The sequence below is a fragment of the Pseudarthrobacter sulfonivorans genome (assembly GCF_031454915.1).
GTDB classification, from domain to species: Bacteria; Actinomycetota; Actinomycetes; order Actinomycetales; family Micrococcaceae; genus Arthrobacter; species Arthrobacter sulfonivorans_C.
In genome coordinates, this window is the sequence record NZ_JAVDRS010000001.1 from 436,565 (window position 1) to 461,294 (window position 24,730).

At 64.2% G+C, this 24,730-nt stretch carries 22 protein-coding genes; 15 read left to right on the forward strand and 7 right to left on the reverse strand.

Annotated features, from left to right (window positions below):
- Window positions 1-126: 126 nt before the first annotated feature.
- On the reverse strand, window positions 127-1,383 hold the full coding sequence (locus tag J2808_RS01985; RefSeq protein ID WP_309810841.1) for an MFS transporter: 1,257 nt from the start codon (window positions 1,381-1,383) through the stop codon (window positions 127-129).
- A gap of 102 nt (window positions 1,384-1,485) precedes the next feature.
- Between J2808_RS01985 and J2808_RS01990 the strand changes: the two genes are divergently transcribed.
- Window positions 1,486-2,472: a LysR family transcriptional regulator gene (locus J2808_RS01990; RefSeq protein ID WP_309810843.1), complete on the forward strand. Its 987-nt coding sequence runs from the start codon at window positions 1,486-1,488 to the stop codon at window positions 2,470-2,472.
- Window positions 2,473-2,534: 62 nt separating this feature from the next.
- Window positions 2,535-3,512, forward strand: coding sequence for an N-acetylglucosamine kinase (locus J2808_RS01995; RefSeq protein WP_397427959.1), 978 nt, complete (start codon window positions 2,535-2,537; stop codon window positions 3,510-3,512).
- Here J2808_RS01995 and J2808_RS02000 read toward each other — a convergent pair.
- Window positions 3,498-4,526 carry a pirin family protein gene (locus tag J2808_RS02000; RefSeq protein WP_309810846.1) on the reverse strand — a complete coding sequence of 343 codons (1,029 nt, stop codon included), beginning with the start codon at window positions 4,524-4,526 and terminating at the stop codon, window positions 3,498-3,500. The two genes, J2808_RS01995 and J2808_RS02000, sit on opposite strands and share 15 nt — an antisense overlap.
- A 295-nt stretch (window positions 4,527-4,821) precedes the next feature.
- On the opposite strand from J2808_RS02000, the gene J2808_RS02005 reads away from it, so the two are divergent.
- The 6 genes from J2808_RS02005 (at window position 4,822) to J2808_RS02030 (ending at window position 10,591) form a co-directional block, all read left to right on the forward strand.
- On the forward strand, window positions 4,822-5,922 hold the full coding sequence (locus J2808_RS02005; protein WP_309810848.1) for an ABC transporter ATP-binding protein: 1,101 nt from the start codon (window positions 4,822-4,824) through the stop codon (window positions 5,920-5,922).
- Window positions 5,922-6,632 carry an ABC transporter permease gene (locus tag J2808_RS02010; protein ID WP_309810851.1) on the forward strand — a complete coding sequence of 237 codons (711 nt, stop codon included), beginning with the start codon at window positions 5,922-5,924 and terminating at the stop codon, window positions 6,630-6,632. The genes J2808_RS02005 and J2808_RS02010 overlap by 1 nt, the downstream gene beginning before the upstream one ends.
- Window positions 6,629-7,375: an ABC transporter permease gene (locus tag J2808_RS02015; RefSeq protein ID WP_309810854.1), complete on the forward strand. Its 747-nt coding sequence runs from the start codon at window positions 6,629-6,631 to the stop codon at window positions 7,373-7,375. Before J2808_RS02010 ends, J2808_RS02015 begins: the two co-directional genes overlap by 4 nt.
- Entirely contained in the window at window positions 7,372-8,331 is a 960-nt protein-coding gene (locus J2808_RS02020) for an ABC transporter substrate-binding protein (protein ID WP_309810857.1), read from the forward strand. The genes J2808_RS02015 and J2808_RS02020 overlap by 4 nt, the downstream gene beginning before the upstream one ends.
- A gap of 135 nt (window positions 8,332-8,466) precedes the next feature.
- Window positions 8,467-9,687: a pyridoxal phosphate-dependent aminotransferase gene (locus tag J2808_RS02025; protein WP_309810859.1), complete on the forward strand. Its 1,221-nt coding sequence runs from the start codon at window positions 8,467-8,469 to the stop codon at window positions 9,685-9,687.
- 49 nt (window positions 9,688-9,736) lie between these two features.
- Window positions 9,737-10,591 carry a polyphosphate kinase 2 family protein gene (locus J2808_RS02030; protein ID WP_309810861.1) on the forward strand — a complete coding sequence of 285 codons (855 nt, stop codon included), beginning with the start codon at window positions 9,737-9,739 and terminating at the stop codon, window positions 10,589-10,591.
- Here J2808_RS02030 and J2808_RS02035 read toward each other — a convergent pair.
- Window positions 10,588-10,806: an exodeoxyribonuclease VII small subunit gene (locus J2808_RS02035; RefSeq protein ID WP_309810864.1), complete on the reverse strand. Its 219-nt coding sequence runs from the start codon at window positions 10,804-10,806 to the stop codon at window positions 10,588-10,590. The two genes, J2808_RS02030 and J2808_RS02035, sit on opposite strands and share 4 nt — an antisense overlap.
- Window positions 10,787-12,112, reverse strand: a complete 1,326-nt coding sequence (gene xseA, locus J2808_RS02040) for an exodeoxyribonuclease VII large subunit (protein WP_309810866.1) — start codon at window positions 12,110-12,112, stop codon at window positions 10,787-10,789. The genes J2808_RS02035 and xseA overlap by 20 nt, the downstream gene beginning before the upstream one ends.
- Window positions 12,113-12,312: 200 nt before the next feature.
- On the opposite strand from xseA, the gene J2808_RS02045 reads away from it, so the two are divergent.
- Together J2808_RS02045 and J2808_RS02050 are read left to right on the forward strand one after the other, a co-directional pair.
- Complete coding sequence (locus J2808_RS02045) at window positions 12,313-13,164, forward strand: hypothetical protein (RefSeq protein ID WP_309810869.1); 852 nt, start codon at window positions 12,313-12,315, stop codon at window positions 13,162-13,164.
- 9 nt (window positions 13,165-13,173) lie between these two features.
- Window positions 13,174-14,253, forward strand: coding sequence for a 4-hydroxy-3-methylbut-2-enyl diphosphate reductase (locus J2808_RS02050; protein ID WP_309810872.1), 1,080 nt, complete (start codon window positions 13,174-13,176; stop codon window positions 14,251-14,253).
- Window positions 14,254-14,318: 65 nt separating this feature from the next.
- On the opposite strand, the gene J2808_RS02055 is transcribed toward J2808_RS02050, so the two are convergent.
- Entirely contained in the window at window positions 14,319-15,551 is a 1,233-nt protein-coding gene (locus tag J2808_RS02055) for a DNA recombination protein RmuC (protein WP_309810873.1), read from the reverse strand.
- 164 nt (window positions 15,552-15,715) lie between these two features.
- Between J2808_RS02055 and ychF the strand changes: the two genes are divergently transcribed.
- Window positions 15,716-16,801: a redox-regulated ATPase YchF gene (gene ychF / locus J2808_RS02060; RefSeq protein ID WP_309810876.1), complete on the forward strand. Its 1,086-nt coding sequence runs from the start codon at window positions 15,716-15,718 to the stop codon at window positions 16,799-16,801.
- 337 nt (window positions 16,802-17,138) lie between these two features.
- Here ychF and J2808_RS02065 read toward each other — a convergent pair whose 3' ends face one another.
- The gene (locus tag J2808_RS02065) at window positions 17,139-17,300 is read right to left on the reverse strand and encodes a hypothetical protein (protein WP_309810879.1); all 162 of its coding nucleotides are present in this window, start codon (window positions 17,298-17,300) and stop codon (window positions 17,139-17,141) included.
- A gap of 417 nt (window positions 17,301-17,717) precedes the next feature.
- Window positions 17,718-18,755, reverse strand: a complete 1,038-nt coding sequence (locus J2808_RS02070) for an LLM class flavin-dependent oxidoreductase (protein ID WP_309810882.1) — start codon at window positions 18,753-18,755, stop codon at window positions 17,718-17,720.
- Between the two features lie 245 nt (window positions 18,756-19,000).
- On the opposite strand from J2808_RS02070, the gene J2808_RS02075 reads away from it, so the two are divergent.
- The 4 genes from J2808_RS02075 (at window position 19,001) to J2808_RS02090 (ending at window position 24,727) form a co-directional block, all read left to right on the forward strand.
- Window positions 19,001-20,764, forward strand: a complete 1,764-nt coding sequence (locus J2808_RS02075; protein WP_309810885.1) for an ABC transporter family substrate-binding protein — start codon at window positions 19,001-19,003, stop codon at window positions 20,762-20,764.
- A gap of 274 nt (window positions 20,765-21,038) precedes the next feature.
- Entirely contained in the window at window positions 21,039-22,724 is a 1,686-nt protein-coding gene (locus J2808_RS02080; protein WP_309810888.1) for a peptide ABC transporter substrate-binding protein, read from the forward strand.
- 133 nt (window positions 22,725-22,857) lie between these two features.
- Window positions 22,858-23,787, forward strand: coding sequence for an ABC transporter permease (locus tag J2808_RS02085; protein ID WP_309810890.1), 930 nt, complete (start codon window positions 22,858-22,860; stop codon window positions 23,785-23,787).
- On the forward strand, window positions 23,777-24,727 hold the full coding sequence (locus J2808_RS02090; RefSeq protein ID WP_309810893.1) for an ABC transporter permease: 951 nt from the start codon (window positions 23,777-23,779) through the stop codon (window positions 24,725-24,727). Before J2808_RS02085 ends, J2808_RS02090 begins: the two co-directional genes overlap by 11 nt.
- The last annotated feature ends 3 nt before the right edge of the window (window positions 24,728-24,730 follow it).

Here is a 24,730-nt window from a genome sequence, read left to right on the forward strand (position 1 = left end):
GGTTCATCCTAGACGCCAGTTTCCGCCCGATCACCCCCAGTTGACCCACTTCGCCGAATAATCACTCGAGATCGGGGCTATTTGGTGACGGATAGTTCTGCGCCGGACCACCCAGCGCCCGGTACGTCAGCGTGGCGGACGACTCTCGCCGTTGCGTGCAGGATGCACGACGGCGACAATCACCGCCGTGATGCACGCGAGGGCCGCGATGGCCAGCGCAAGGGCCGTCCACCCCAAGGACTGGAAAACGATGCCGCCGGCCCAGCCGATGATGCTTGAGCCGAGGTAATACGCCAGGTTATAGAGCGAAGCGGCCTGGGCGCGGCCCGTGGTGGCAATGCTGCCGGTCCAGCCGGATCCGATGCTGTGGGCGGCGAAGAAACCACCGGTAAAGATCACCAGGCCGGCCAGGATCAGCGCGAGAATTTGCGCCAGCGTCAGCGCCAGGCCCGCGACCATCAGGATCAGGCCCGCCAGCAGAACGCTCCTGCGGCCGAAGCGCGCCGTCAGCCCGGCGGCCCACCGCGAGGTAAGCGTTCCCGAAAGGTAGGCGAGGAAGATCAGGCTGATCAGCGTGGCAGGCAGCGTAAAGGGCTCAGCGGACAGGCGGAAGCCCAGGTAGTTGTACACCGCCACGAAGCCCCCCATCATCAGGAACGCCTGGACGTACAGCGCCATCAGCCGGGGGTTGCGGACGTGGCCGCCGAGTGTCGCGAAGGCGCCGCGGAGCCCCGCGGCCCTCGTGGCGGTGAACCCTTTCGCCTTGGGTATCAGGAGCAGGAAAAGTACTGCGGACACCGTGGCCAACAGGGATACCCCCAGGGCGGCTGCCCGCCAGCCCCACAGCTCGCCTGCCGGGCCCGCCACCAGCCGGCCAGCCAGCCCGCCGAGGGTGGTGCCAGCAACATAGCTGCCCGCGGCCATCGCCGCATGGGCCCGGTTCACTTCTTCGTTCAGATAGGCGATGGCTATCGCCGGAATTCCGCCCAGTGCCATGCCCTCCAGCAACCGGAGGGTGAGCAGCATGCCGAAGCTGGGTGCGAGCGGCACCAGCAGTCCCAAAACTGTTGCTGCCGAGATTCCCCAGGTCATGGCCTTGACCCGGCCTATCCGGTCCGCGAGGAAGGACCATGGAATGACGGTGATGGCCAGGCCAACAGTGGCCAGCGAGATGGTCAGCGCTGCCTCGGCCGCGGTGACCTGCAGATCGGTGGCGATGGCCGGCAGAACCGCCTGGGTGGAATACAGCTGGGCGAACGTCGCCACCCCCGCGAAGGCCAGCCCTGCCAGGATCTTCCCGTAGGCGGCCGAGCCCTTGGGATGGCCCTCCCAGGCATTTCGGTGGACCGCATCGCTACCTGACGCGGTGGCGTTCTTTGGCATAGCTCAAGGGTAGGCTTTTGACATTCATGCTTCCAATGCATGTTTTAGCTAAAATCAATAGCAGAAACGGAACATTCGGAAGGTCATCAGGAGGAGCGGCCCATGCACCCAGATCATCAGCAGTTGGCGAAACTCCTGCCGCTGCTCCCCATCCTTGCCGAGCTGGGCCGCACTCAGCACGTCACGGAAACGGCCGAATTGCTCGGAGTACCCCAATCCACCGTGAGCCGGGCACTGTCCCGGGCAAGCGCCGTCGTCGGAACTGAATTGCTCATCCGGGACGGTCGGGGCGTGCGCCTCACGGCTGCCGCCCGGACCCTGCTGCCTTACGTCGACTCGGCCCTGACGGAATTCCAGGCCGGGCTGGACCTGGTCCGGCACGAATCGGACGTGGTGCGGGGGAAGATCTCGGTCTCCTTCCAGCACACGTTCGGCGAGGCCACACTGCCCCTGCTCATCAGCGCCTTCCGCAGCCGCCACCCGGAATCGGGATTCATCCTCCGGCAGGGGGCGCGGGATGCCTGCCTCGCCGAGCTCGCCTCCGGACAGGCGGACCTGGTCTTGACGGCCCCTGTGCCCGCGGCAAGCAGTACGGTCGTCTCGGCTGCCCTGTACCGCGAGCCACTCCGCCTGGTGGTGCACCACAGCCACCCGCTGGCGGGGCGCGGAAGCGTCGGCCTGCAGGACATCCGCAGGGATCCCTTCGTCGCGCTCGAGCCGGGGTACGGCATGCGGTCGCTGACAGATGCGTTGTTCCGCGAAGCCGGTTTCCGCCCACGGATCGCTTTCGAAAGCCAGGACACGCACACGGCCCGCGGCCTGGTCTCCGCCGGGCTTGGCGTCAGCATCCTGCCGCCCGGCGGCAACGGGCCAGGACGCCACGTCAGTCCGGAGACGGGCAATGTTGGCTGGGTTGAACTTGCGCTGGAGTCCGGGCTCGCCTACCGGGAAATCGGGCTGGGGTGGCGCCGGCGGAAGCCTGGTCCGGATGCGGAACCGGATTCCGTTCGGTATTTCCGGGAACTGGTCCTGCAGGAGGGGCCGCAACTGCTGGCTGGCCTGGTGGCCGCGCGCTCCCAAAGTGCCTGATGGCCGGGCATGCTGAAGCCCTCCGTTGAGACACGGAGGCGGCCTTTCAGTAGGCTGGGGACGTGACTGACACCGAGCACCCCCAGGCCTCATCCTCCGAAAACCTACTCCCGGCCGGAGGCGCGTCCGGAGCTGTTCCGAGCGCGCTGCCGGGCGTGATCATCGGCCTGGACATCGGCGGAACCAAGACCCGCGGCGTCCGTTTCGAGGACGGGGTAGCTGTGGCGGATGAGTCGGCCGGCAGCGCCAACGTCCAGAACGTCACCCCCGAACAAGCGGCGCTGAACCTTGCCGACCTGTTCGCCCGGATCGGTGGCGGCCTGGTGTCGCAGGTGTACGCGGGGGCAGGGGGCATCGATACAGACGACGACGCTGCCGCCCTCGCTGCATTGATCGAACCGCACGTCCCGGGAGCGAAAATCACGGTTGTCCACGATTCGAGGCTGCTGCTCGCTGCCGGCGGCGCCAGCACGGGTGTGGCCGTCATTGCCGGCACAGGCTCCGCCGCCTGGGGCCGGAACACGGCAGGGGAGGAGGCCCGGGCCGGAGGCTGGGGCTACCTGCTTGGTGATGAAGGAAGCGGCTACTGGCTGGGCCGTGAAGCTGTCCGGCACAGCCTGCGCCGCATGAACCAAGGGCTCCCGGCCGATCAGCTCACCGCCGCGCTTCTCGCCGCCTGCGGAGCGGACCACCCCAACAGGCTGATCGCACTCTTCCATTCCCCGGAGACCGGCCGCCGTTTCTGGGCGCAGCAGGCCCGCCTCGTGGTGGACGCGGCTGCGGCAGGCCACGAGACCAGCCAGAACCTGCTGGACCAGGCCGGCAAGGACCTTGCAGATCTCGCCGCGCAGGCGCTCCGGAAACTGGGAATCGAAGGGCCCGTCATCCTGGGCAGTGGACTGGGCATGAACGTGGTCCCGTTACAGGCGGCATTCCGGAAGCACCTGGCGGCTGCCGGCATTACCGACGTCCGGATCCTGGACCAGGATCCTGTGTTCGGTGTACTGCAGCTGGTGAAGGACCCGTCAGGATCCGTGTAACCGCCGCCGCGGGGCGAGCCTGACAGCCGGCATCGGGGGAGCCGGGATGCGGCCGGCTTCGGCCCCGGCGCCGGGTCCGTGTCCCGCCACCAGCCCGTAGCGGGCCCCGCGGGCCTCCTCGTCGGGCAGCACCGCCTGGGCTTCCCAGTCCTCGCGTGCCTGCTCCACTTCGTCATGCGTGCGGCCCACGAAGTTCCACCACATCAGCAGTTCCTCCCGGAACGGCTCGCCGCCGATGAGGAGGAACCGTGTGCCCGGCAGGGCTTCCACGTCCAGCGCCGGTCGTCCGGCACCCAAGTAGCCCAGCGGACCAGGCGGAACTTCCTGGCCGTCCAGTGTCAGCCCGCCGTCGAGCACCAGCACAGCATGTTCGAAGTCCGTGTTCAGTGGCAGGACGGCCCGGCCCTCGCAGGAAATGTCGGCCCCGACGATGGGCGAGTACATGGTGGCCGGCGATACCGCGCCAGCGAATTCGCCCACCATGACCGTTGCCGTGAAGCCCGGCCCTGTTGCCGAGGGCAGATGCCGGTGCTGCTCGAACGCGGGCTCCCGGTGGCGTTCACCGTCAGGCAGCGCAACCCAGAGCTGAAGTCCCCGCTGCAGTGGCAGCAGCCCGCCGGCGTCGGGATCCGGCAGGACCGCAAATTCGGAGTGGGAGACGCCGCGCCCGGCGGTCATGATGTTCAGTTCCCCGGGGCGGACCACCACGTCGCTGCCCACGCTGTCCCGGTGCCGGATGGTCCCGGCGAGCGGCCAGGTGACCGTCTGCAGCCCGGTGTGCGGGTGGGGGAGTACCGACATGGCGGTGCGGTCCGGGCCGAAACTGTCCAGGAAACACCAGGCGCCGATGGTGGGCAGGCCGCGTTGCGGGAGGGTGCGCTGGACATTCATGGCCCGCACGCCGCCCAGCGGAACCTCACGCTCGGGCCACAGCTGAAGGCAGGGACCGGACGTCCCCTCAGCACCGGCGGGCGGACAGAGTTCCTCTACGGGTGCCACTTCCAAGTTCGTCACAGTCCCACTCTAGGACGGGGCGGGTGCCGTGTCAGCGCGGAACGCCGCAACTGAGAATGCCGGAGTGCCCGCGTGGACCTACCCGCGTGGACCTGGCCGCGCGGACTCAACGCCCGCGCACCCATCCGGGCGGGGCAGGCCGACGAATGAATGATTACAGTAGGGATTCGCTTGCCCGGATTGCCTGCGGATCTGGTTACGCTGGGAACTGATTGCGTTACGGTAATTGTCAGTGAGCTTATGACCCCACGTCTCCACCGTCCGATGCCGTCCAACAGAACAGGTATGACCGGGAATGGACCCAGCCATGATTGAGTTCCAGAGCGTCACCAAGCAGTATCAGGGCGGAAATCCGGCCGTGGACCAGCTCACCATGTCAATCGACAAGGGTTCCATCACGGTTTTTGTGGGACCCTCGGGCTGTGGCAAGACCACTTCGCTGCGGATGATCAATCGCATGGTGGAGCCAACGTCCGGAGTCATCACCGTGGACGGGCGGGACGTCACCACTGTTCCGGCCGCCGAACTGCGAAGGTCCATGGGCTATGTCATGCAGTCCTCCGGGCTCATGCCGCACCGCTCGGTGCTGGACAACATCGCCACCGTGCCCAGGCTCAACGGTGTCTCCAAAACGGAGGCCCGCAAGCGTGCCACGGAGCTGCTCGACGTCGTCGGGTTGGCTTCATCACTGGGGAAGCGGTACCCGTCCCAGCTGTCCGGCGGCCAGCAGCAGCGCGTCGGCGTGGCCCGGGCGCTCGCAGCCGATCCGCCCGTCCTGCTGATGGACGAACCCTTCAGCGCCGTGGACCCGGTGGTGCGCGACGAACTGCAGCAGGAGCTCCTAAGGCTGCAGCAGGACCTCGCCAAGACCATCGTCTTCGTGACGCACGATATCGATGAGGCAACCATTCTTGGCGACAAGGTTGCCGTGTTCGCCGTGGGCGGCAAGCTGGCCCAATACGCCACCCCCGAGGAAATCCTGCGGGCACCGGCCAATGACTTCGTGGCCTCCTTCGTGGGCCGGGACCGCGGCTTCCGCCACCTCGGGTTCACCACGTCCGACGCCGTGGCCATCCACGCGGTGCCTACGCTCGTGTCGCGCGCCGGGCAGTTCGACGGCGACCCCGCGGCGGTGACCGACTGGCAGCTTGTGGTGGATGCGGACATGCGGCCCCTGGGCTGGGCGAGGCCGGGAACGGACTCTGACCTGATCCCGGGAGGTTCCCTGTTCCACCCGGGTGAATCCCTGCGGCGGGCCCTTGACTCAGCGCTGTCATCCCCTTCCGGCCAAGGCGTGGCCGTGGATGGCGAGGGACGGGTCCTGGGAGCCATCAGGGCCCACGAAGTCCTGGCCGTCATCGAGGCGGCCCGCCAGGTCAGGCAGGCTGCGCTCTGATGGAATGGTTCCTGGCAAACAGCGGGATGGTCCTGGAACGGGCCGGGCAACATATTGTGCTGGCCCTGGCCCCCATGGTCCTGGGGCTGGTGATTTCCGTCCCACTGGCCCAGTTCGCACGCGTCCATCCCGTGCTGCGGTCCGTGGTGGTGACGGCCAGTTCGTTGCTGTACACCATCCCGTCGCTGGCACTGTTCATCATCCTGCCCTCCATCCTGGGAACGCGGATCCTTGACCCCATTAACGTCATTGTCGCGCTGACCATCTACGCCGTGGCGCTCCTTGTCAGGGCCGCCCTTGATGCTTTCGACTCTGTGGAAGAGGACCTCCGGCAGGCGGCCACCGCCATGGGGTACAAACCCTGGCTCCGCTTTGTCCAGATCGACCTGCCGCTTTCCCTGCCGGTGATGTTTGCCGGGCTCCGAGTGGTCTCCGTCAGCAATATCTCGCTGGTCAGCGTTGCTGCGCTCCTGGGCGTAGGCAACCTGGGGATGCTGTTTACCGACGGCCTGCAGCGGAACTTCGTGACGGAGGTGGTGGTGGGGATTGCGGCCATCCTGCTGCTGGCGCTCCTGATGGATGCGGTGCTGGTCCTGCTGGAAAGGCTCCTGACTCCCTGGACGCGGGCCGCCAAAGCTGCAGGACCGTCCATTCCGGTCAGTGCACGCTATGTGGCCGACGCCAACGTCCATGCAGGGGCCGGCTCGTGAGCAACATTTTCACAGACACTCTGGCCTGGCTCGCCGACCCCAGCCATTGGACGGGCAGCTCCGGCATCCCGGCCCGCTTGGTGGAGCACCTCCAGTACAGCGGGCTGGTCCTGGTGATTGCCGCCGCCGTCGCCGTTCCCGTGGGCCTCTATATCGGGCACACCGGCCGCGGCCGCGTTGTGGCCGTTGCCGTGGCGGGCGCGCTCCGTGCATTGCCGACGCTGGGCCTGCTGGTCCTCTTCGCCCTCCTTGCCGGGAGCAGCCTGTGGCCGCCGGTCTGGGCCCTGGTGATCCTTACGGTGCCGCCGCTCCTCGCAGGGACCTACGCAGGCATCGCCAGCGTTGACAGGGCTGTGGTGGATGCGGCGCGGGCCATGGGGATGACCGAGCTGCAGATCCTGTTCCGGGTTGAGCTGCCCAACGGCCTGCAGGTGATGTTCGGCGGCGTTCGCACCGCCGTCCTGCAGGTCATCGCCACCGTATCGGTGGTGGCGTACCTGCCGCTGGGCGGGCTGGGCCGCTACCTTTTTGACGGGCTGGTCCTGCAGGACTTCCCGCGGATGCTTGCCGGATCGCTGCTCATCGCCGGGCTGGCCATCGTTTTTGACCTCATCCTGGCCGCGGTGCAAAGAACCGTTCTTTCGCCGGGCCTTAAGACCGATCCCCGCGGTGGCCGGACGGCCACCGCTGATCTCCCAGCTGCCGCGCCCGCGCCAGCTGCTGTTCAAGGAGGCACCCCATGAAAGACAACATCCGGACAACGCTCACCCGCAGGGGACTGGCTGGCCTGGCTGCCGGCGTCGGCATTGCCGTTGCGCTGACGGCCTGCGGCGGCAGCGATCCGCTGGCCACCCCCAGCACCAGCGCCACAAGCGGTGGCACCGCGGGCGGCTCGCTGATTGTCGGCTCGGCTGACTTCCCTGAAAGCCAGATCGTGGCGGAAATTTACGCCGGCGCCCTGAGCGCCGCGGGCATCACCGCAACCACCAAGCCCAACATCGGGGCCCGCGAAATCTACTTCAAGGCTGTCCAGGACGGGTCGGTTGACCTGGTCCCGGACTACTCCGGCAACCTGCTCTCCCACGTTGATCCAGAGGCTGCCGAGGTCTCGGCCGAGGACATCTACAAGGCGCTGCCGGAAAAGCTGCCGGAGGGTCTGGCTGTCCTGGAGGCATCCAAGGCGGAGTCCAAGGACGCCATGGTGGTCACCAAGGCCACCGCGGAAAAGTACCAGCTCAAGTCCATCGAGGACCTTGCCAAAGTCTGCAAGGACCTGACCATGGCCGCGCCGGCCACGTTCGAAACCCGGGCATACGGCTTCCCGGGGCTCAAAGCCAACTACGGCTGTGAACTGAAGGCACTGAAGCCGTTCAGCGACGGCGGCGGCAACCTGACCCTGCAGGCCCTGCTGACCGATGATGTCCAGGTGGCCGACATCTACACCACCACGCCGTCCATCGCCGACAACGACCTGGTGGTGCTGGAAGACCCCAAGAACAACTTCAAGGCCCAGCAGGTCCTGCCGCTGTACAACACGGCAAAAATGACCGACAAGGCCAAGGAAGCGCTCAACGCAGTATCGAAGATCCTGACCACCGAGGACCTGGTTAACCTCAACCGCGCAGTCAGCGGCAGCCAGAAGCAAAACCCCAAAGACGCTGCTGCCACTTGGCTGAAGGACAAAGGCATCGTTAAGTAGCGGTTAAAGTTTCGGGCTAAACCACGACGGCGGCTGCCGGACCCACGCGGGCCGGCGGCCGCCGTCGTACGCTGCTGCCACTCCTGTGTCCGAGGTCTCAACGGAAGTACATCCGTCCTATGGCATATTTGATGAATGGCAGAATTCAAGCAGTCCACCAAGCTTCGCAACGTCCTTTACGACATCCGTGGACCGATTCTTCAGGCCGCCCAGCAGATGGAGGCGGAGGGTCATCGGATCCTCAAACTGAACATCGGAAACCCGGCACCGTTTGGATTTGAAGCGCCGGACGCCATTCTGGTGGACATGATCCGCCACCTGCCACACGCCCAGGGCTACAGTGACTCCCGCGGAATCTTCTCGGCCCGCACGGCCGTTTCGCAGTACTACCAGACCCGCGGCATCCAGAACATCCACGTGGACGACATCTATCTGGGCAACGGCGTCAGCGAACTGATCACCATGTCCCTCATGGCGCTGCTCGACGCCGGCGACGAAGTGCTGATCCCCACGCCGGACTACCCGCTGTGGACCGCCTCCGTTGCCCTCGCCGGCGGTAAGCCCGTTCACTACCTCTGCGATGAGGAATCAGGCTGGCAGCCGGACCTCGAGGACATGGAAGCCAAGATCACGCCCCGCACCAAGGGCATCGTGGTGATCAACCCCAACAACCCCACCGGGGCCGTGTACCCGGGGGAGACGCTGAAGAAGATCGTGGCCCTCGCCGAGAAGCACGGCCTGGTGATCTTTGCCGACGAGATTTACGAGAAGATCCTGTATGAAGACGCCGTGCACGTCAACATGGCCGCGCTGACGGGCGACGACGTCCTGTGCCTCACCTTCAGCGGACTCTCCAAGGCCTACCGCGTCTGCGGCTACCGGGCGGGTTGGATGGCTATTTCCGGGCCCAAAAAGGACGCGGCGGACTACCTTGAGGGCATCAGCCTACTGGCCAATATGCGCCTGTGCGCCAACGTGCCGGCCCAGCACGCCATCCAGACGGCACTCGGCGGCTACCAGAGCATCAACGATCTCATCCTGCCCGGCGGGCGGCTGCTGGAACAGCGCAACAAGGCCTACGACATGCTCAATGCCATCCCCGGCGTCAGCACACAGCAGGCGCGGGGTGCCATGTACCTCTTCCCGAAGCTCGATCCCGAGGTATTCCACATCCGGGACGACGAGAAATTCGTCCTGGACCTGCTGCGCGAGCAGAAAATCCTGGTCTCCCACGGCCGGGCCTTCAACTGGGTCCGTCCCGACCACTTCCGGATGGTCACGCTGCCGCTGGTGAAGGACCTTGAGGAGGCCATCAACCGCATGGGGGACTTCCTGAGCAGGTACAAAGGGAACTAGCCTGTGGTGACGCGCCTGTTGGCGCGGACACTGCGGACAAAGGAACCCCATGGCCGGCTTGGTTGAGTTCAAACAGCACCCGTCCTCGACACTGAAGGCCGGGAGTGGCTTCGTCCTGGCCGAAGTGGACCCGGATTCCACCCCCGGTTTCACGGGCAACAAAGCTGACGGCCAGGCACTCCTGGCGGATCTGGACGACAAACTGGCCCAGCTGCAGGAGCAGCTGTTCGCCGAGTCCAGGTTCGGTGGAACGAAGAGGATTCTGCTGATTTTGCAGGCGATGGATACCGCCGGCAAGGGCGGTATCGTCAAACACGTCATGGCCGCCATGGATCCGCAGGGGGTTCAGTTCAAGGCCTTCAAGGCCCCCACAGAGGAGGAAAAGTCCTACGACTTCCTCTGGCGGATCGAGAAGGAAGTCCCGGCCGCCGGCATGGTGGGCGTTTTTGACCGCTCCCACTACGAGGACGTCCTCATCCACATGGTCCACGGCTGGGCGGCCCCCGCAGAACTGAAGCGGCGCTATGAGGCCATCAATGAGTTCGAAGCCCGGCTGACGGACTCAGGGACCAGGATCGTCAAAGTGATGCTCAACATCAGCAAGGACGAGCAGAAGGCGCGGCTGCTGGCACGACTGGACGATCCCGCCAAACACTGGAAGTACAGCAGCGGCGACCTGACCGAGCGTGCCTTCTGGGACGACTACATGTCTGCCTATCAGGCGGCCATCGACAACACGAACACCGAGGCGGCGCCTTGGCATGTGATCCCCGCCAATAAGAAGTGGTTCGCCCGGATCGCTGTCCAGCAGCTTCTGCTCGCCGCTTTTGATGACCTGCACCTTGAGTGGCCGAAGGCGGAGTTCGACGTCGGCGTGGAGCGCGAACTCGTCGCGAGGTCCTAGAGCGGCTGGTCGCGTGCGGCGGCGAGGCGCTTGCGGGCGCCCTCCAGCCACTCCTCGCAACGCTTCGCGAGCGCTTCGCCGCGTTCCCAGAGCGCCAGGGACTCCTCCAGGCTGGCACCGCCGGCCTCAAGCTTGCCCACCACCTGGACGAGCTGTTCACGGGCTTCCTCGTAGCTCAGGGCCTCAATTTCGGGGTCAGACTTTGTCTCGGGCATGTGCTTCTCCTTGTTCAGGTTCACCGGTGGATGTTGCGCCGAACTTGCCTTGGGCCACCCGCACAGACAACGCTGTTCCGGCCGGCGCCTCCGACGGGTCGCGGACCACGGCATGGCCCGCCGCTTCTGTGGCCCGGGCGGGCCGGCCGTTGGCAAGCTCCACCACGGCATAGCCTCGGTCCAGGGTTTTTTGTGGGGACAGGGACCGGACCTGGGCCTGCAAGTGGACCAGCTGGTCAGCTGCCCGCACCACTGTTGAGCTGACCGCCGCCGAGGAACGCCTCACGAGCCGTTCAATTTCCTCCGAGCGTACGGTGACCATTCCCTCGGGGCTGGCCAGGACAGGCCGGGAATGGAGGGAGGCGAGCCTGTCCGTCTCCCGGTCCACCAGCCTGCCGATGCACCGGCGCAGGTATTCCCGCGCCTGGCGCACGCTGGCCAGTTCTTCGGCAACGTCAGGGACGATCCGTTTCGCAGCATCGGTAGGCGTGGACGCGCGGAGGTCAGCGACGTCGTCCAGCAGGGGCCGGTCTGCTTCGTGCCCGATGGCGCTGACTACCGGGGTGGCGGCAGCCGCCACGGCACGGATCAGTTCTTCGCTGTTGAACGGCAGCAGGTCCTCCAGGGCTCCGCCGCCCCGCGCAATAACGATGACGTCCACATCCGGGCGGACGTCCAGCTCCCGGAGGGCGCGGACGATTTGGGACACCGCGGTGTTGCCCTGGACGGCGACCTCCCGGATCTCGAATTCAACAGCTGGCCACCGCAGTGCGGCATTCTGGAGGACGTCCTTTTTGGCATCCGAATCCCGCCCGGTGATCAGTCCGATCCGGTGGGGGAGCAGCGGGAGCGGCTTCTTCCGGGAGTCGGCAAAGAGCCCTTCGGCGGCGAGCGCCTGGCGGAGGCGCTCGATCCGCGCCAGGAGGTCGCCCAGACCGACCGGCCGGATGTCCCGGACCTGCATGTTGAGGCGGCCGGTCTTCAGCCAGAATTCCGGTTTGAGGAGGGCAACCACCCGGGAGCCGCGTTCCAGCGGCATGTTCTGGCGGTCAAGGACCTTCGTCCAGACGGACGCCGGCAGGGAAACTTCGGCGTCCACATCCCGCAGGGTCAGGTAGGCATTGCCGCCGCGGCGGTTCATCTCGATGACCTGGCCCTCTACCCACGCCGCCGGCGCGCGGTCGATATGGACCTTAAGTTTCTGGGACAGCAGCTGCAACGGCCAGGGATTGTCGGGGGTCGTTTCAGCAGCTGTGGCGGGCAGCGTGGTGGCAGCGGTGCCTGGCAGGGCAGTCTGTTCAGACATGCGCGCTGCCCCGGGAAACTGTGGCTGGCGGCGGCATGGCAGTCCTTTGTTCGGCAAGTGCGGTTACAGCTTATGGATAAGGTTGGATGGCGGCGGTCATTCAACCTTATCCATAAGCTGTACCACCCGGGGCTGACATCCGCTGTCCAGAAACCAGTCCTATGATGGCTTTTCCGCCGCCAACCAGTGAGGACCTGTTTTTGCGCACCTTTGTCTCAGCCGTAGCCGCCATCCTGGGCCTTCTGCTCTCTGCCGTGGCCATCCCGGCGATCTGGGCGGACCGCAACATCGTCCAGGAGGACGGCTTTGTGGCGCTGGCTGCACCCCTCGGCCAGGACGCCGAATTCCAGCAGCGGCTTGCGGTGGCCACTGTCGGGACCATCGACACCGGCACCATCCCGGATGCGCTGGCCGGCGTGGTCAAGCCCGTGCTGGAAGCGGCGGCCGGTAAGCTGACGGGCCTGCCCGGGTACCCGGCAGCGTGGGAGGAGACGCTCCGCAAGAGCCACCGGCTCAGTTTTGCCGATCCAGCGTCGCTGCCTCCCGAGGCCGATACATCGTCGTCGCTGACTTTAGACGTCGCACCCCTGGTGGCCCTGGCGACGGAAGAACTCTCGCGCGCCACCGGGCTGCCGCTTGACGCGCCGGATCAGACCCTGATCAGCGTTGGACAGTCGGACCAGCGGCAGCTGATCGAGAGGTTGTCCGCCTTCGCTCCGCTGGGCTACCCGCTGGCCATCGGGGCAGGAATCGCTTTTGCGCTGGCTCTGGTAACCGCCCGCCGGCGGTGGTCAGTGCTGGTCAGCGTGGGCTTCGGTGCCCTTGTGCTGGCTGGATTGTGGACCTTGGGCTCCCAAACGGTGCAGAATGCCGTGCTGGGGACGGCGAGCGGAAACGGGATTGCGGATATGTTCAGGGACGCCTTTGTGGCGGCTGCATCCGCGAGCTTTGCTTCATGGGTCACGGGCGCACTTGTTGCAGGCGGCGCGCTCCTCGTGGCGGGCCTTGTGACCAAGGTCGCCTCGCCGGGGCAGCGACGCCCCAACCGGTAGCATGGAGGCATGACTTCCTCCGCAGTTTCCCTCTCGATGCCAACTGTCCCGCGAAGGCGGCGCTCGCCGGAGGAAGTATTCGCCGCGTCGCCGGTGTCCGGCCCCAAGAGGGTTCTCCTCGCCGCTCCCCGAGGCTATTGCGCAGGCGTGGACAGGGCTGTTATTGCTGTGGAAAAGGCCTTGGAACACTATGGCCCGCCCGTCTACGTCCGCAAGCAGATCGTGCACAACGTCCACGTGGTGAGCTCGCTTGAGGAGCAGGGCGCCATCTTTGTGGACGAGACCGACGAAGTACCCGAAGGCGCCCTGGTCATCTTCTCGGCCCACGGTGTGTCGCCCGCCGTCGTCCAGTCCGCCGAGGACCGTGGCCTGCGCACCATCGATGCCACCTGCCCTCTGGTGACCAAGGTCCACAAGGAAGCGGTCAGGTTCGCCAAGGACGACTTCGATATTCTGCTGATCGGCCACGACGGTCACGAGGAAGTTGAAGGAACCGCCGGCGAAGCCCCGGAACACATCCAGATCATCAACGGCCCCCATGAAGTGGACAAGGTCACCGTCAGGGATCCGGAGAAGGTCATCTGGCTTTCCCAGACCACGCTGAGCGTAGACGAAACGATGGAAACGGTCCGGCTGCTGAAGGAGCGTTTCCCCACGCTTCAGGATCCGCCCAGCGACGACATTTGCTACGCCACCACCAACCGCCAGGTAGCCATTAAGAAAATCTCACCCCAGGCCGACCTGGTCATTGTGGTGGGATCAGCCAATTCCTCGAATTCGGTCCGGCTGGTGGAAGTTGCCCTGGAATATGGCGCCAAGGCGTCCTACCGCGTGGACTTTGCCAACGAGGTGGATGAGGCCTGGTTTGAGGGCGTCGCCACCGTGGGGGTTACCTCCGGGGCATCCGTTCCTGAAGTCCTGGTCACGGACGTCCTCCGTCTGCTGGCCGACTACGGCTACGGCTCCGTGGAGGAAGTGGTCACGGCAGAAGAAGATCTCCTCTTCTCGTTGCCCAAGGAACTCCGCGCAACCCTGAAGGAAGCCGGCGACGTCAGCCGCGCCCTCGGCGGACGCCGGTCCCGCGACTGACGCGCCCGCCCCTCGGCCGGCGTCTGCCGGTGCAGAGGGGCAGCCGTCAGCCTCGCGTCACCGCCTCAGGCTGCAGCGTCGTCCTGCTGCAGCTCGGGCGCGGCCAGCGAACGCGGGGTCACCTCGAGCGCTGCCGGGGTCAGCAGGCCTGACTCGTCCATGGCATTGAGCTTCCGGGCGGTGGGCAGGATCCGCGCTTCGAGGGTACCCACCATGGAGTTGTAGCGGTCCACCGACGACTTCAGCGAAGAACCCAGTTTTCCGACGTTCTCGCCCAGGGTTCCCATGCGCTCGTACAGCTGGCGGGCGAGGTCGAACAGTTCGCGTGCACTGTCCGTCAGCACATCCTGGCGCCACGTGAAGGCCACAGACTTCAGCACGGCCAACAGCGTGCTCGGCGAGGCCAGGACCACATTCCGGGACAGCGCATGGTCCAGGAGCGTCGCATCCGCCATTAGCGCTGCGGCCAGGATCGATTCCGCCGGCAGGAAGCAGATCACCAGCTCGGGGGAGTTGCCGGGAATGTCCCAGTATTTCTTGTTGCTGAGCGCGTCCACGTGGGCACGCAGGGCTTTTGCGTGGGCAGCGAGCAGCGCCTGCTGGGAGGCGTGGCTCCTGGCCGCGCCGTGACCGTTGAACGTGGAGTGGTCCGGCCCTGGCCCGGAGCCCAGTTCCTGTGCTTCGAGATACGAGGACAAGGGCACTTTGGCGTCCACCACGAGCTGCTTTTCGCCTGGGAGCTGGACCACCAGATCAGGCCTGATTGTGGTTTCGGCCCCGGCACTGTGGACCTGTTCGAGGAAGTCGACGTGCTTCAGCATCCCCGACGCTTCAACCACGCGGCGCAGCTGCACCTCGCCCCACTGTCCGCGGGCGCTGTTGGAGCGCAGGGCCGATTCGAGGGCGTGGGTGGACCGGATCAGCTGGGCATCGGACAGCCTGGCCTCCTGCAGCTGCTGCGCCAGCTGGCCATACTGCTCAAGGCGGTCGCGCTCGAGAAGTGCCACCTGTTGCTGGACTGCGGTCAGTTTCTCCGCCACGGGGGCGAGTGCGCGGAGCACGTTCCCGTCCTGGCTCCTGGACTCACCAAGCTCCCGGTTCTGCATGCTCAGGAGACGGCGCTCGGCGTCCGCCGCCGCAAACTGGGCGTTCACCTCGGAAAGGCGTGCGGAGACGGCATCGAAATCCTCTTCCAGGGCGTTGGTTCGCCGGCGGAAAAACAGGTAGGTGGCGGCGGCGCCGGCGAGGGCACCGAGCAGCAGCATCAACAGGGCAAGAATCAGGGCTAAAGCATCCATAGCTTCACTGTGGCATGGCCCTCTGACAATTTATGGAAGCGACATATTCCACCAGGTCTTCCTCCGTCCGCCAGCCTCGCCGGAGCTGGCTGTCGGCCTCCCCTGACACCCGCCGGCGGACCCGCTGGGGCCCTCGCGCCACGCAACCGGTAGAATCAATGCTCGTGGCTCTTACTATTGGCATCGTCGGACTGCCCAACGTCGGCAAATCAACTCTCTTCAACGCACTGACCCGCAACCAGGTCCTGGCAGCGAACTATCCGTTCGCTACCATCGAACCCAATGTCGGCGTCGTGAACCTGCCGGATCCCCGGCTCCAGAAGCTTGCGGAGATCTTCGGCTCCCAGCGCCTGCTGCCCGCTCCGGTGTCCTTCGTGGACATCGCCGGAATCGTGAAGGGTGCGTCCGAGGGCGAAGGCCTGGGCAACAAGTTCCTCGCTAACATCCGGGAGGCCGAGGCCATCGCCCAGGTAGTCCGCGTGTTCGATGACCCCGATGTCATCCACGTGGACGGCAAGGTGGATCCCCGCTCGGACATGGAGACCATCAACACCGAGCTGATCCTGGCTGACCTTCAGACCATTGAAAATGCCATTCCCCGGATCGAAAAAGAAGTCAAGATCAAGAAGCGGGAAGCCGCCGAGCTGGCAGCCATCAAGGTGGCCCAAGCGGTCCTGGAACGCGGCGACACCATCTTCTCCTCGATCAAGAGCGACAAGTTGGAGATGGAGCACCTCAAGGAGCTCAGCCTCCTGACCGCGAAGCCGTTCATCTACGTCTTCAACGCCGACGAAGGCATCCTGGGCAACCCGGAGAAGCAGGACGAGCTGCGGGCTTTGGTTGCCCCGGCGGACGCTATCTTCCTCGATGCCAAGCTTGAGTCCGACCTCGTTGAACTGGACGAGGAAGAGGCCCGCGAAATGCTGGAGATGAACGGCCAGGATGAGTCCGGCCTCGACCAGCTGGCCCGCGTCGGCTTCCACACCCTGGGCCTGCAGACCTACCTCACGGCCGGTCCCAAGGAAACCCGAGCCTGGACCATCCACCGGGGCGACACTGCACCGCAGGCTGCAGGCGTGATCCACTCCGATTTCCAGCGCGGTTTCATCAAGGCCGAAGTGGTTTCCTTCAACGACCTGGTCGAGGCCGGCTCCATGGCTGAAGCCAAGTCACGCGGCAAGGTCCGCATCGAAGGTAAAGAATACGTGATGGCCGACGGCGACGTGGTGGAGTTCCGCTTCAACGTCTAGCTCAACGAAGTGACAACTCACAACTTGCCGATCACGACAACTACTAGAAGACCCGCACGACCCCATGCACGGCGACGGGGCGGTTCCTGCGACCCGACCAGTATCTTGCCGATACTACCGAACGCCCACGTATCGCCCACAGTAAGCTGTTACAGGCCAGCGGAGTAGCCGTGATCGGCCTCAGCGTTATGGGAGTTCAGCAATAAGAGAAAGCCGGCGGAGTAATGCTCCGCCGGCTTTCCTACTCCAAGTTGTGCTATTCCCGGCGATGCCCTCCAACTGAAGGCGCTGAAACACTCAGCCGAGCGTATGGATTATCTCCTTGTCAGCCCTTGCATCACCGGACCGGGAACTCGTTGTCCTGGTAGAAGAAAGTGGGGTCAAAGAGCGGAACAGCAGGCGGCAAGAGCTTGAAACAAAGGCGATCGTCGTTGTTCCGGTCCTCAGCCTCGATTGCTTCTTCGAAGCCTGGCGTTGCGTATGTCAAAACTTCTGCCACAGATAGTGTTTGGAAGCCCTTCGGACAACCGTCTCCCTTGGGGGCTGCACTCGCCGGTGACGCGAGACTGATGGAGCAAGCGGCTACTACAGCACACACGGCGATGGCGTTTCTGGTTTTCATTTTGGTGCCTTTCAACGGGAGACCAATGGATAACCCCAGCCCGACCATCTGCTTAAGCCGGACTCTCAAGGTAGGCGAATGACGTCGTTGGCACTACAGTCCACGCAAATATTACGGACTGAAACCTGGACGACATTGGGCCAGCGGTGCCTCAGAAAGTGGCTACAGTCCGGGCGCATCCGCAAACTCTCACCCCAGGGCACCGGGGGCTATTGCTGGTCAATAGCGGCCACACTGCAATCATCTAAAACGCAGCGACCGACTCTGGGCCAACTCTGGGCAGGATCTGACCAGCTACGCCCGGGTCCATCCCAGGGCTGGACCCAGTGTGGTGGCAATGTCGGTGAGGATTTGGATGTAGTCCTCATGGGCGAAGCTGAAGGGCAGTGCGAACGCCACTTCGTCGACCTCCTGGAACCCCGCGTGTGCATACAGCTGTTCCGCAATCTGATCGCTGGTGCCAATGAGATCGGGGGCGAACAGCATCCCTTTTGGCCCCTGCGGCGCACGGGTCCGGGGCGTGCGTTCATCGACGTACCGCTGGTACTTTTCCCGCTGTTTCACTGACGCCGAATCGGTTGGGATCACCACCAGGCCTTGCGAGACCCGCGCGGGTCCGTGCGAGTGGGCTGAGGTCGCGGCAGCTTCACGGTAGGCGCGGATCTGTGACTGCTGGATTTGGGCAAACGCCGGTTCCTGATTCGTTTCCGGGAAGACCACACTGCTGGAGAGCAGATTGAATCCGTTTGCGCCGGCCCAGATGGCCGATTTCCTACTTGCCGCCCCATACCAAAGACGATCACGCAGCCCGGAAGAGTGCGGCTCGACGCGGTTGGAGAATTCCTCGACGAATCCCTGCTTGCCGGAAAACTCCCGGACCGGTTCCCCTGCAATCAATCGGGCAAGCCGGTCCACGCGAGCGTAGCTAAAGTCCTCCAGTTCGGCGGAATCCGGGTACAAATCGTGCTTCACGGTGTCGTAGTGCATTGGTTCACCCACGCTCAGGCCCGGATTGATTCGTCCGCCGGCGAGCAGATCCACGGTGGCCAGGTCCTCAGCCAGCCGCAAGGGGTTTTCCCATCCCATCGGGGTCACGGCGGTTCCAAGCTCGATCCGGGAGGTGCGTTGGCTTGCCGCGGCCATGATCGCTATGGGGGAAGAAATCCCGAACTGCAGATGGCGGTGGCGCAGCCAGACGCTGTCGAATCCGAGCCGCTCGCCCAGTTCGATGACCTGCAGCGTCGATTCATGACCCGCGGCCGGATGCGCCGGGTCGAACTGACCAATAGTGAGGAATCCGAGCTTGCGTAACGGTCGTGAGGGGTCGGGCATGGACTTCCTTCAGGGGTCGGTGTACGGCTGATCCTCATGATAGGCGGGGGAGCGGGGCGTGGCTCCTGGGACTGTTCCGAAGTTACCTTCCGAGTCAATACTCCGCGCGGACGCGGGCTTCGGACGGCATTGATCCGACCCCTGAACCGCTAGAATTCAAGGAAAACAACGACTTTCAACGTTGCGCGGGCAAACAAAATACGTTCCGCTGCAACGTCGGATTCCGGAATGGCAAAGGAGACCGCATGCCGCTGAGGCGTTTGATTCAGGTCATCACCGGGGCCGTCGCGGTGGCCCTGGTCATCTCAGGATGCTCCGGCTCGGGGGGAGCCACACCGGTGGTAGTGGGGGAGGCGAAGCGGGGCGGAAGCGCAACGGTGGCCGAGGTGAACGCCTTCACGTCTTTCAACCCGTTCAGTGCCGCCGGCAACACCGACATCAACACCAAGATCGGCCACATCACCCATTCCGGGTTTTACTACGTGGACAACGCCGAACAGGTCATCCGCAACGAGAAATTCGGCCGTTTTGAAAAGGTTTCCGACAGGCCCCTGCAGGTGAAGTACACCGTCAGCGAAGGTGTGAAGTGGTCCGACGGCGAGGCAATCGACGCCGGGGATCTCCTCCTGGCCTGGGCGGCCGGTTCAGGCTACTTCGACGACGCTGACGCCAAGGCAGGCACGGGCACAACGTATTTTTCTGCGGCTTCTGACAGGTCCGGCCTGGCTGCCACCGCCCTCCCGGAGATCGGGAGTGATGGCCGTTCGATCACCCTTGAGTACGCGTCACCGTACGCTGACTGGGAAGTGGCGTTCGACGTCGGACTTCCGGCCCATGTTGTCGCCACCAAAAGCGGCCTGAACGACGAAGATGACCTCATTGAGCTGATCAAAGGCTCACCCCGCGGCGACGCCGACGAACCCGCTGTCAATGCCCCGCTGAAGCGGGTCAGCAATTTCTGGAACTCCGGCTTCGACACCAAGACGCTGCCCCAGGACCCGGCCATGTATCTTTCCAGCGGCCCCTACATTGTCAGGGACATCGTGCCGGGCACATCGATGAGGCTGGTCCGGAACAGGGACTACGTCTGGGGGGCTGAGCCTTACCTGGATGAGGTTAACGTCCAGTTCACCGGCGACGTCCCCGCCGCGGCCGCTGCCCTCAGCAGCGGACAGGCGGACATCATTGCCCCGCAGCCATCAGCCGCTGCCGAGAGCCTCTTCGATGGGCTGGCCGCCCAGGGAAGTACCGTGGAGCAGTACAACCAGTCAGGCTACGACCACCTCGATCTGAAGTTCTTGGGCCCGTTCGCAGACAAGGATGTCCGCGAGGCGTTCCTGAAGACCGTTCCGCGGCAGGAGATCGTCGAGGACGCGGTGGGTGGATTGGCAGCCGACGCCAAGCCGCTGGACTCGCACGTCTTCCTGCCGTCGCACCCCCAGTACGCCCAGACGGTGAAGGACAACGGCTCCGCCGAATATTCAGCGGTGGATATCCAGGGTGCAACGTCGCAGCTGCGCGGTGCGGCCCCGACAATCCGGATCCTTTACAACAAGGACAATCCCAACCGGGTACGGGCTTTTTCCCTGATCCGGGAATCGGCCCGCCTTGCCGGCTTCACCGTTGAAGACGCAGGCCTTGGCAATGCGGACTGGGTGGCAGCGCTCAGCACCGGATCCTACGATGCGGCAATCCTCGGCTGGATCGGCCCCGGAGTCGGCGTCAGCCGCGTCCCGCAGATCTTCAAAACCGGGGGAGGGAGCAACTTCAACAAGTTCTCCGACCCCGACGCAGACAATGCCATGGAGCAGCTGGCCAGCACTACGGATCTGGCAAAACAGGACGAACTGATGGCCGACGTCGACAAACGGGTGTGGGCGAGCGCCTACGGATTGCCCCTCTACCAGACGACGGGAACGGTTGCGTTCAGCAGCCGCGTGACCGGAATTAAGCCCAGCTCGGGGCCGTTGGGCGTCTGGTGGAACGTGTGGGAGTGGCACCTGAAATAACCCTGAGGGCTGGCCCCCGGGCGCCGTGGGAGCGCGGCGGGGGTGCGATTCGCGGTGAGTCCTACCAGCGAGTAGCATGTGACTTGCGCAACTTCCCGATGCAAGCTAGTTAGTCACGATTAACTGGTTACGGTTTGGCAACGGTGTACCAGTATTTGGACTTTGTGCGGTTAGGCTACTCATATATGGGCTGCGTCACAGCATAAAATCTGTGGCGGGCCCACCGGGGAGCAAACGATTTCCCCTGAATCTCCCACAACTCATAGGAGGCGGAATGCGTTTCACGCGCACTTCCAAAGCACTCGGCATGGTGGCGATCGCCGCCCTTGCCTTGACCGGCTGCGGCGCTGGAGGCGGCAGCAATGATGGTGCCAGCCAATCTGCCGGTGATCCCAACAAGGTCATCACCGCGTACAGCAACGAACCACAGCACCCCCTGCTGCCAGCCAACACCAACGAGGTGTATGGCGGCCGCGTGGTTGAACTACTGTTCGAAGGCCTGACCAGCTACGACCCCAGTGGCAAGTCCGTCAACGCGCTGGCTGAATCCATCGAATCCGCCGATGGCCAGAACTACACCATCAAGGTGAAGAGCGGGACCAAGTTCACCAACGGCGAGGAAGTCACCGCCAAGAGCTTTGTGGATGCATGGAACTTTGCCGCGCTGAGCACCAACGCCCAGGGCAACAGCAGCTTCTTCGATTCGGTCGAGGGCTACGCCGACGTCAGCGCCACCACCAAGAGCACCGGCGCCGATGGCAAGGAAGTCGAAACCCCCAAGCCCACCGCCAAGACCATGTCGGGCCTGGTGCTGAAGGACGACACCACCATTGAGGTCAAGCTGAGCCAGCCGGAAGCAGACTGGCCGCTGCGCCTGGGCTACTCCGCCTTTATGCCGCTGCCGTCCGCGGCACTGGCGGACCCCAAGGCTTACGGTGAAAACCCTGTTGGCAACGGCCCGTACAAGATGGCCAAGGAAGGCGCCTGGCAGCACGACAGCCAGATCGAACTGGTCAAGAACGCTGATTACAAGGGAACCCGCGAGGCCAAGAACGGCGGTGTGACTTTCAAGTTCTACACCGATCCGGCCCCGGCCTACACGGACATCCAGGCCAACAACCTCGACGTCACCGACGTGCTGCCCACCAACGCGCTGCAGACCTACACCACGGACTTCCCGGACAACCACCTGAACAAGCCCTACGCCGGCAACTCCACGCTGAACATCCCGTCCTACCTGCCGGAGTTCAGCGGCGAAGCCGGCAAGCTGCGTCGCCAGGCAATCTCCATGGCGATCAACCGCGAAGAGATCACCAAGGTCATCTTCAACGGCACCCGTATTCCGGCCAAGGACTTCACCTCCCCGGCCGTGGATGGCTACAACGACAACGTTGCAGGCTCCGAGGTCCTGAAGTTCGATGCTGCCAAGGCCAAGGAAACCTGGGCCAAGGCAGACGCCATCAGCCCGTGGCCGGCCGACAAGACCCTTCAGTTGGCCTACAACACCGATGGTGGCAACAAGGAATGGATCGACGCCGTTGCCAACAACCTGAAGAACAACCTGGGTATCAAGGCTGAGGGCCAGGCATTCGCCAAATTCGCCGAAATCCTCAACCTGCGCACTGCCAAGACCCTGCCGGGCTTCACGCGTGCAGGCTGGCAGGCCGACTACCCGTCGCTGTACAACTTCCTGGGCCCGCTCCTGAAGACCGGCGCCAGCGCCAACTACGAGGAATACACGAATCCCGAGTTCGACAAGCTCCTCAATGAAGGCCTGGCCGCCAAGTCCACGGACGACGCCAACGCCAAGTTCACCCAGGCACAGGAAGTCCTGTTCCAGGACCTCCCGAACCTGCCGCTCTGGTACTCCGCCCGCCAGGCCGTCTGGAGCCAGAACGTCACCAACGTGGACTCCGGCTGGAACGGCGTTCTGCAGTACTACAACATCACCGCCAAGTAGTCCTCTGAACCCGTCCAACTCAAAAAGCTAATGGGGGTCCGGCCTATGGGCCGGGCCCCCATAGCCTTGACACCGGCAGGAAGCTGTTCGCAATGATTCCGTTCCATCACTCATCCGCTGCCGAGGACCTGCTGTGATCCAGTACATCCTCCGTCGCCTGTTGCAGGTTATCCCCGTGTTCCTGGGGACCACCCTGCTCGTTTACTTCATGGTGTTCGCCCTGCCCGGCGACCCCGTCCGGGCGCTCTTTGGCGACCGGCCTCCCAGCGAAGCCGTTATCGCAGCGGTCCGCCAGCAGTACAATCTCGACCAGCCGTTCTACGTCCAGTACGCACTGTTCCTGAAGAACCTTTTCACATTCAACCTGGGCGTCGATTTCACCGGGCAGCCCATTGCCGCGACCTTGGGCCGGATCTTCCCCGTGACCGCCATGCTGGCTATAGAAGCCCTCATCATCCAGGCCGTCTTCGGGATCACCTTCGGCCTGGTCGCCGGGCTCCGCAAGGGCAAAATCTTTGACGCCACGGTGCTGGTGGCCTCGCTGGTGGTCATCGCAATCCCGACGTTCGTTCTGGGCTTTGTCCTGCAGCTGTTGGTGGGTGTCCAGCTGGGCTGGGCAAAGCCGACCGTGGGGGCAAGTGCAAACTGGGGGAACCTGATCCTTCCGGCCACGGTGCTGGGGCTGGTTTCCTTCGCCTACGTCCTGCGCCTGACCCGGGCGTCCGTTATTGAAAACATGAACGCCGACTACGTCCGGACGGCGACGGCCAAGGGCTTGTCCCGTCCGCGCGTGGTGATCACCCACATCCTCCGCAACTCGATGATTCCGGTGGTGACCTACCTCGGTGCCAACCTGGGCGGGCTGATGGGCGGCGCGATCGTCACGGAGTTCATCTTCAACGTGCCCGGCGTCGGCCAGAAGCTCTACCAGGCCATCATCCGCAGCGAGGGGCCCACCATCGTGGCGATCGTGAGTGTACTGGTACTTGTTTTTGTCATCGCCAACCTGTTGGTCGATTTGCTCTACGCCTGGCTTGACCCGAGGATCCGCTATGAAAAGTAACCGAGAAATCGAGCATTTTGTCGCACCGGTGGAGGAAACCCCCCTCCTTGCGACCGATGCCGTCAAGACAGACGATGCACCGCTGAGTCTGTGGGCCGACGCGTGGCGGAAGCTCCGCCGTCGTCCGCTCTTCGTCATTTCCTCCATCATGATCGTCCTGTTGATCATCGTGGCTGCATTCCCGGGCCTGTTCACCCAGACGGCACCTAACAACGGTTGCGAGCTGGCAAACTCCAACGGGGCCCCGTCGCCTGGGCATCCGCTTGGATTCACCTTCCAAGGCTGCGATATTTACGCCCGCATGATCCACGGAACCCAGGCGTCCATCACGGTTGGCGTCCTGTCAGTCCTTTGTGTGCTGGTCATCGGTGTGACTCTTGGAGCACTGGCCGGGTTCTACGGCGGCTGGGTTGACGCGCTGATCGCGCGTCTTGGCGACATTTTCTTCGCGCTCCCGCTCATCCTCGGTGCTTTGGTTATTACCCAGTTGCCGATCTTCCGGGAAAACCGTGGCGTACTGACAGTTGTGATGGTGATCGTTGTGCTTGGCTGGCCCCAGATGGCCCGGATCACCCGCGGCGCAGTCATCGAAGTGCGGAACGCAGATTTCGTGATGGCTGCCCGTTCACTGGGTGTGTCGTCGATCGGATCCCTGGTCCGGCACGTCCTGCCAAACGCCTTGGCGCCCATCATCGTCCTGGCCACCATGGAGCTCGGTGTGTTTATCGTGGCCGAAGCCACGCTGTCGTTCCTGGGGATCGGGTTGCCCGGAAGCATCATGTCATGGGGAAATGACATTGCCGCGGCCCAGACTTCGATCCGCACCAACCCGACGATCCTGCTCTACCCTGCTGCCGCCCTGTCCATTACCGTCCTGAGTTTCATCATGCTGGGGGATGCCCTGCGCGATGCTCTTGACCCGAAGAGCCGCCAGCGATGAAGG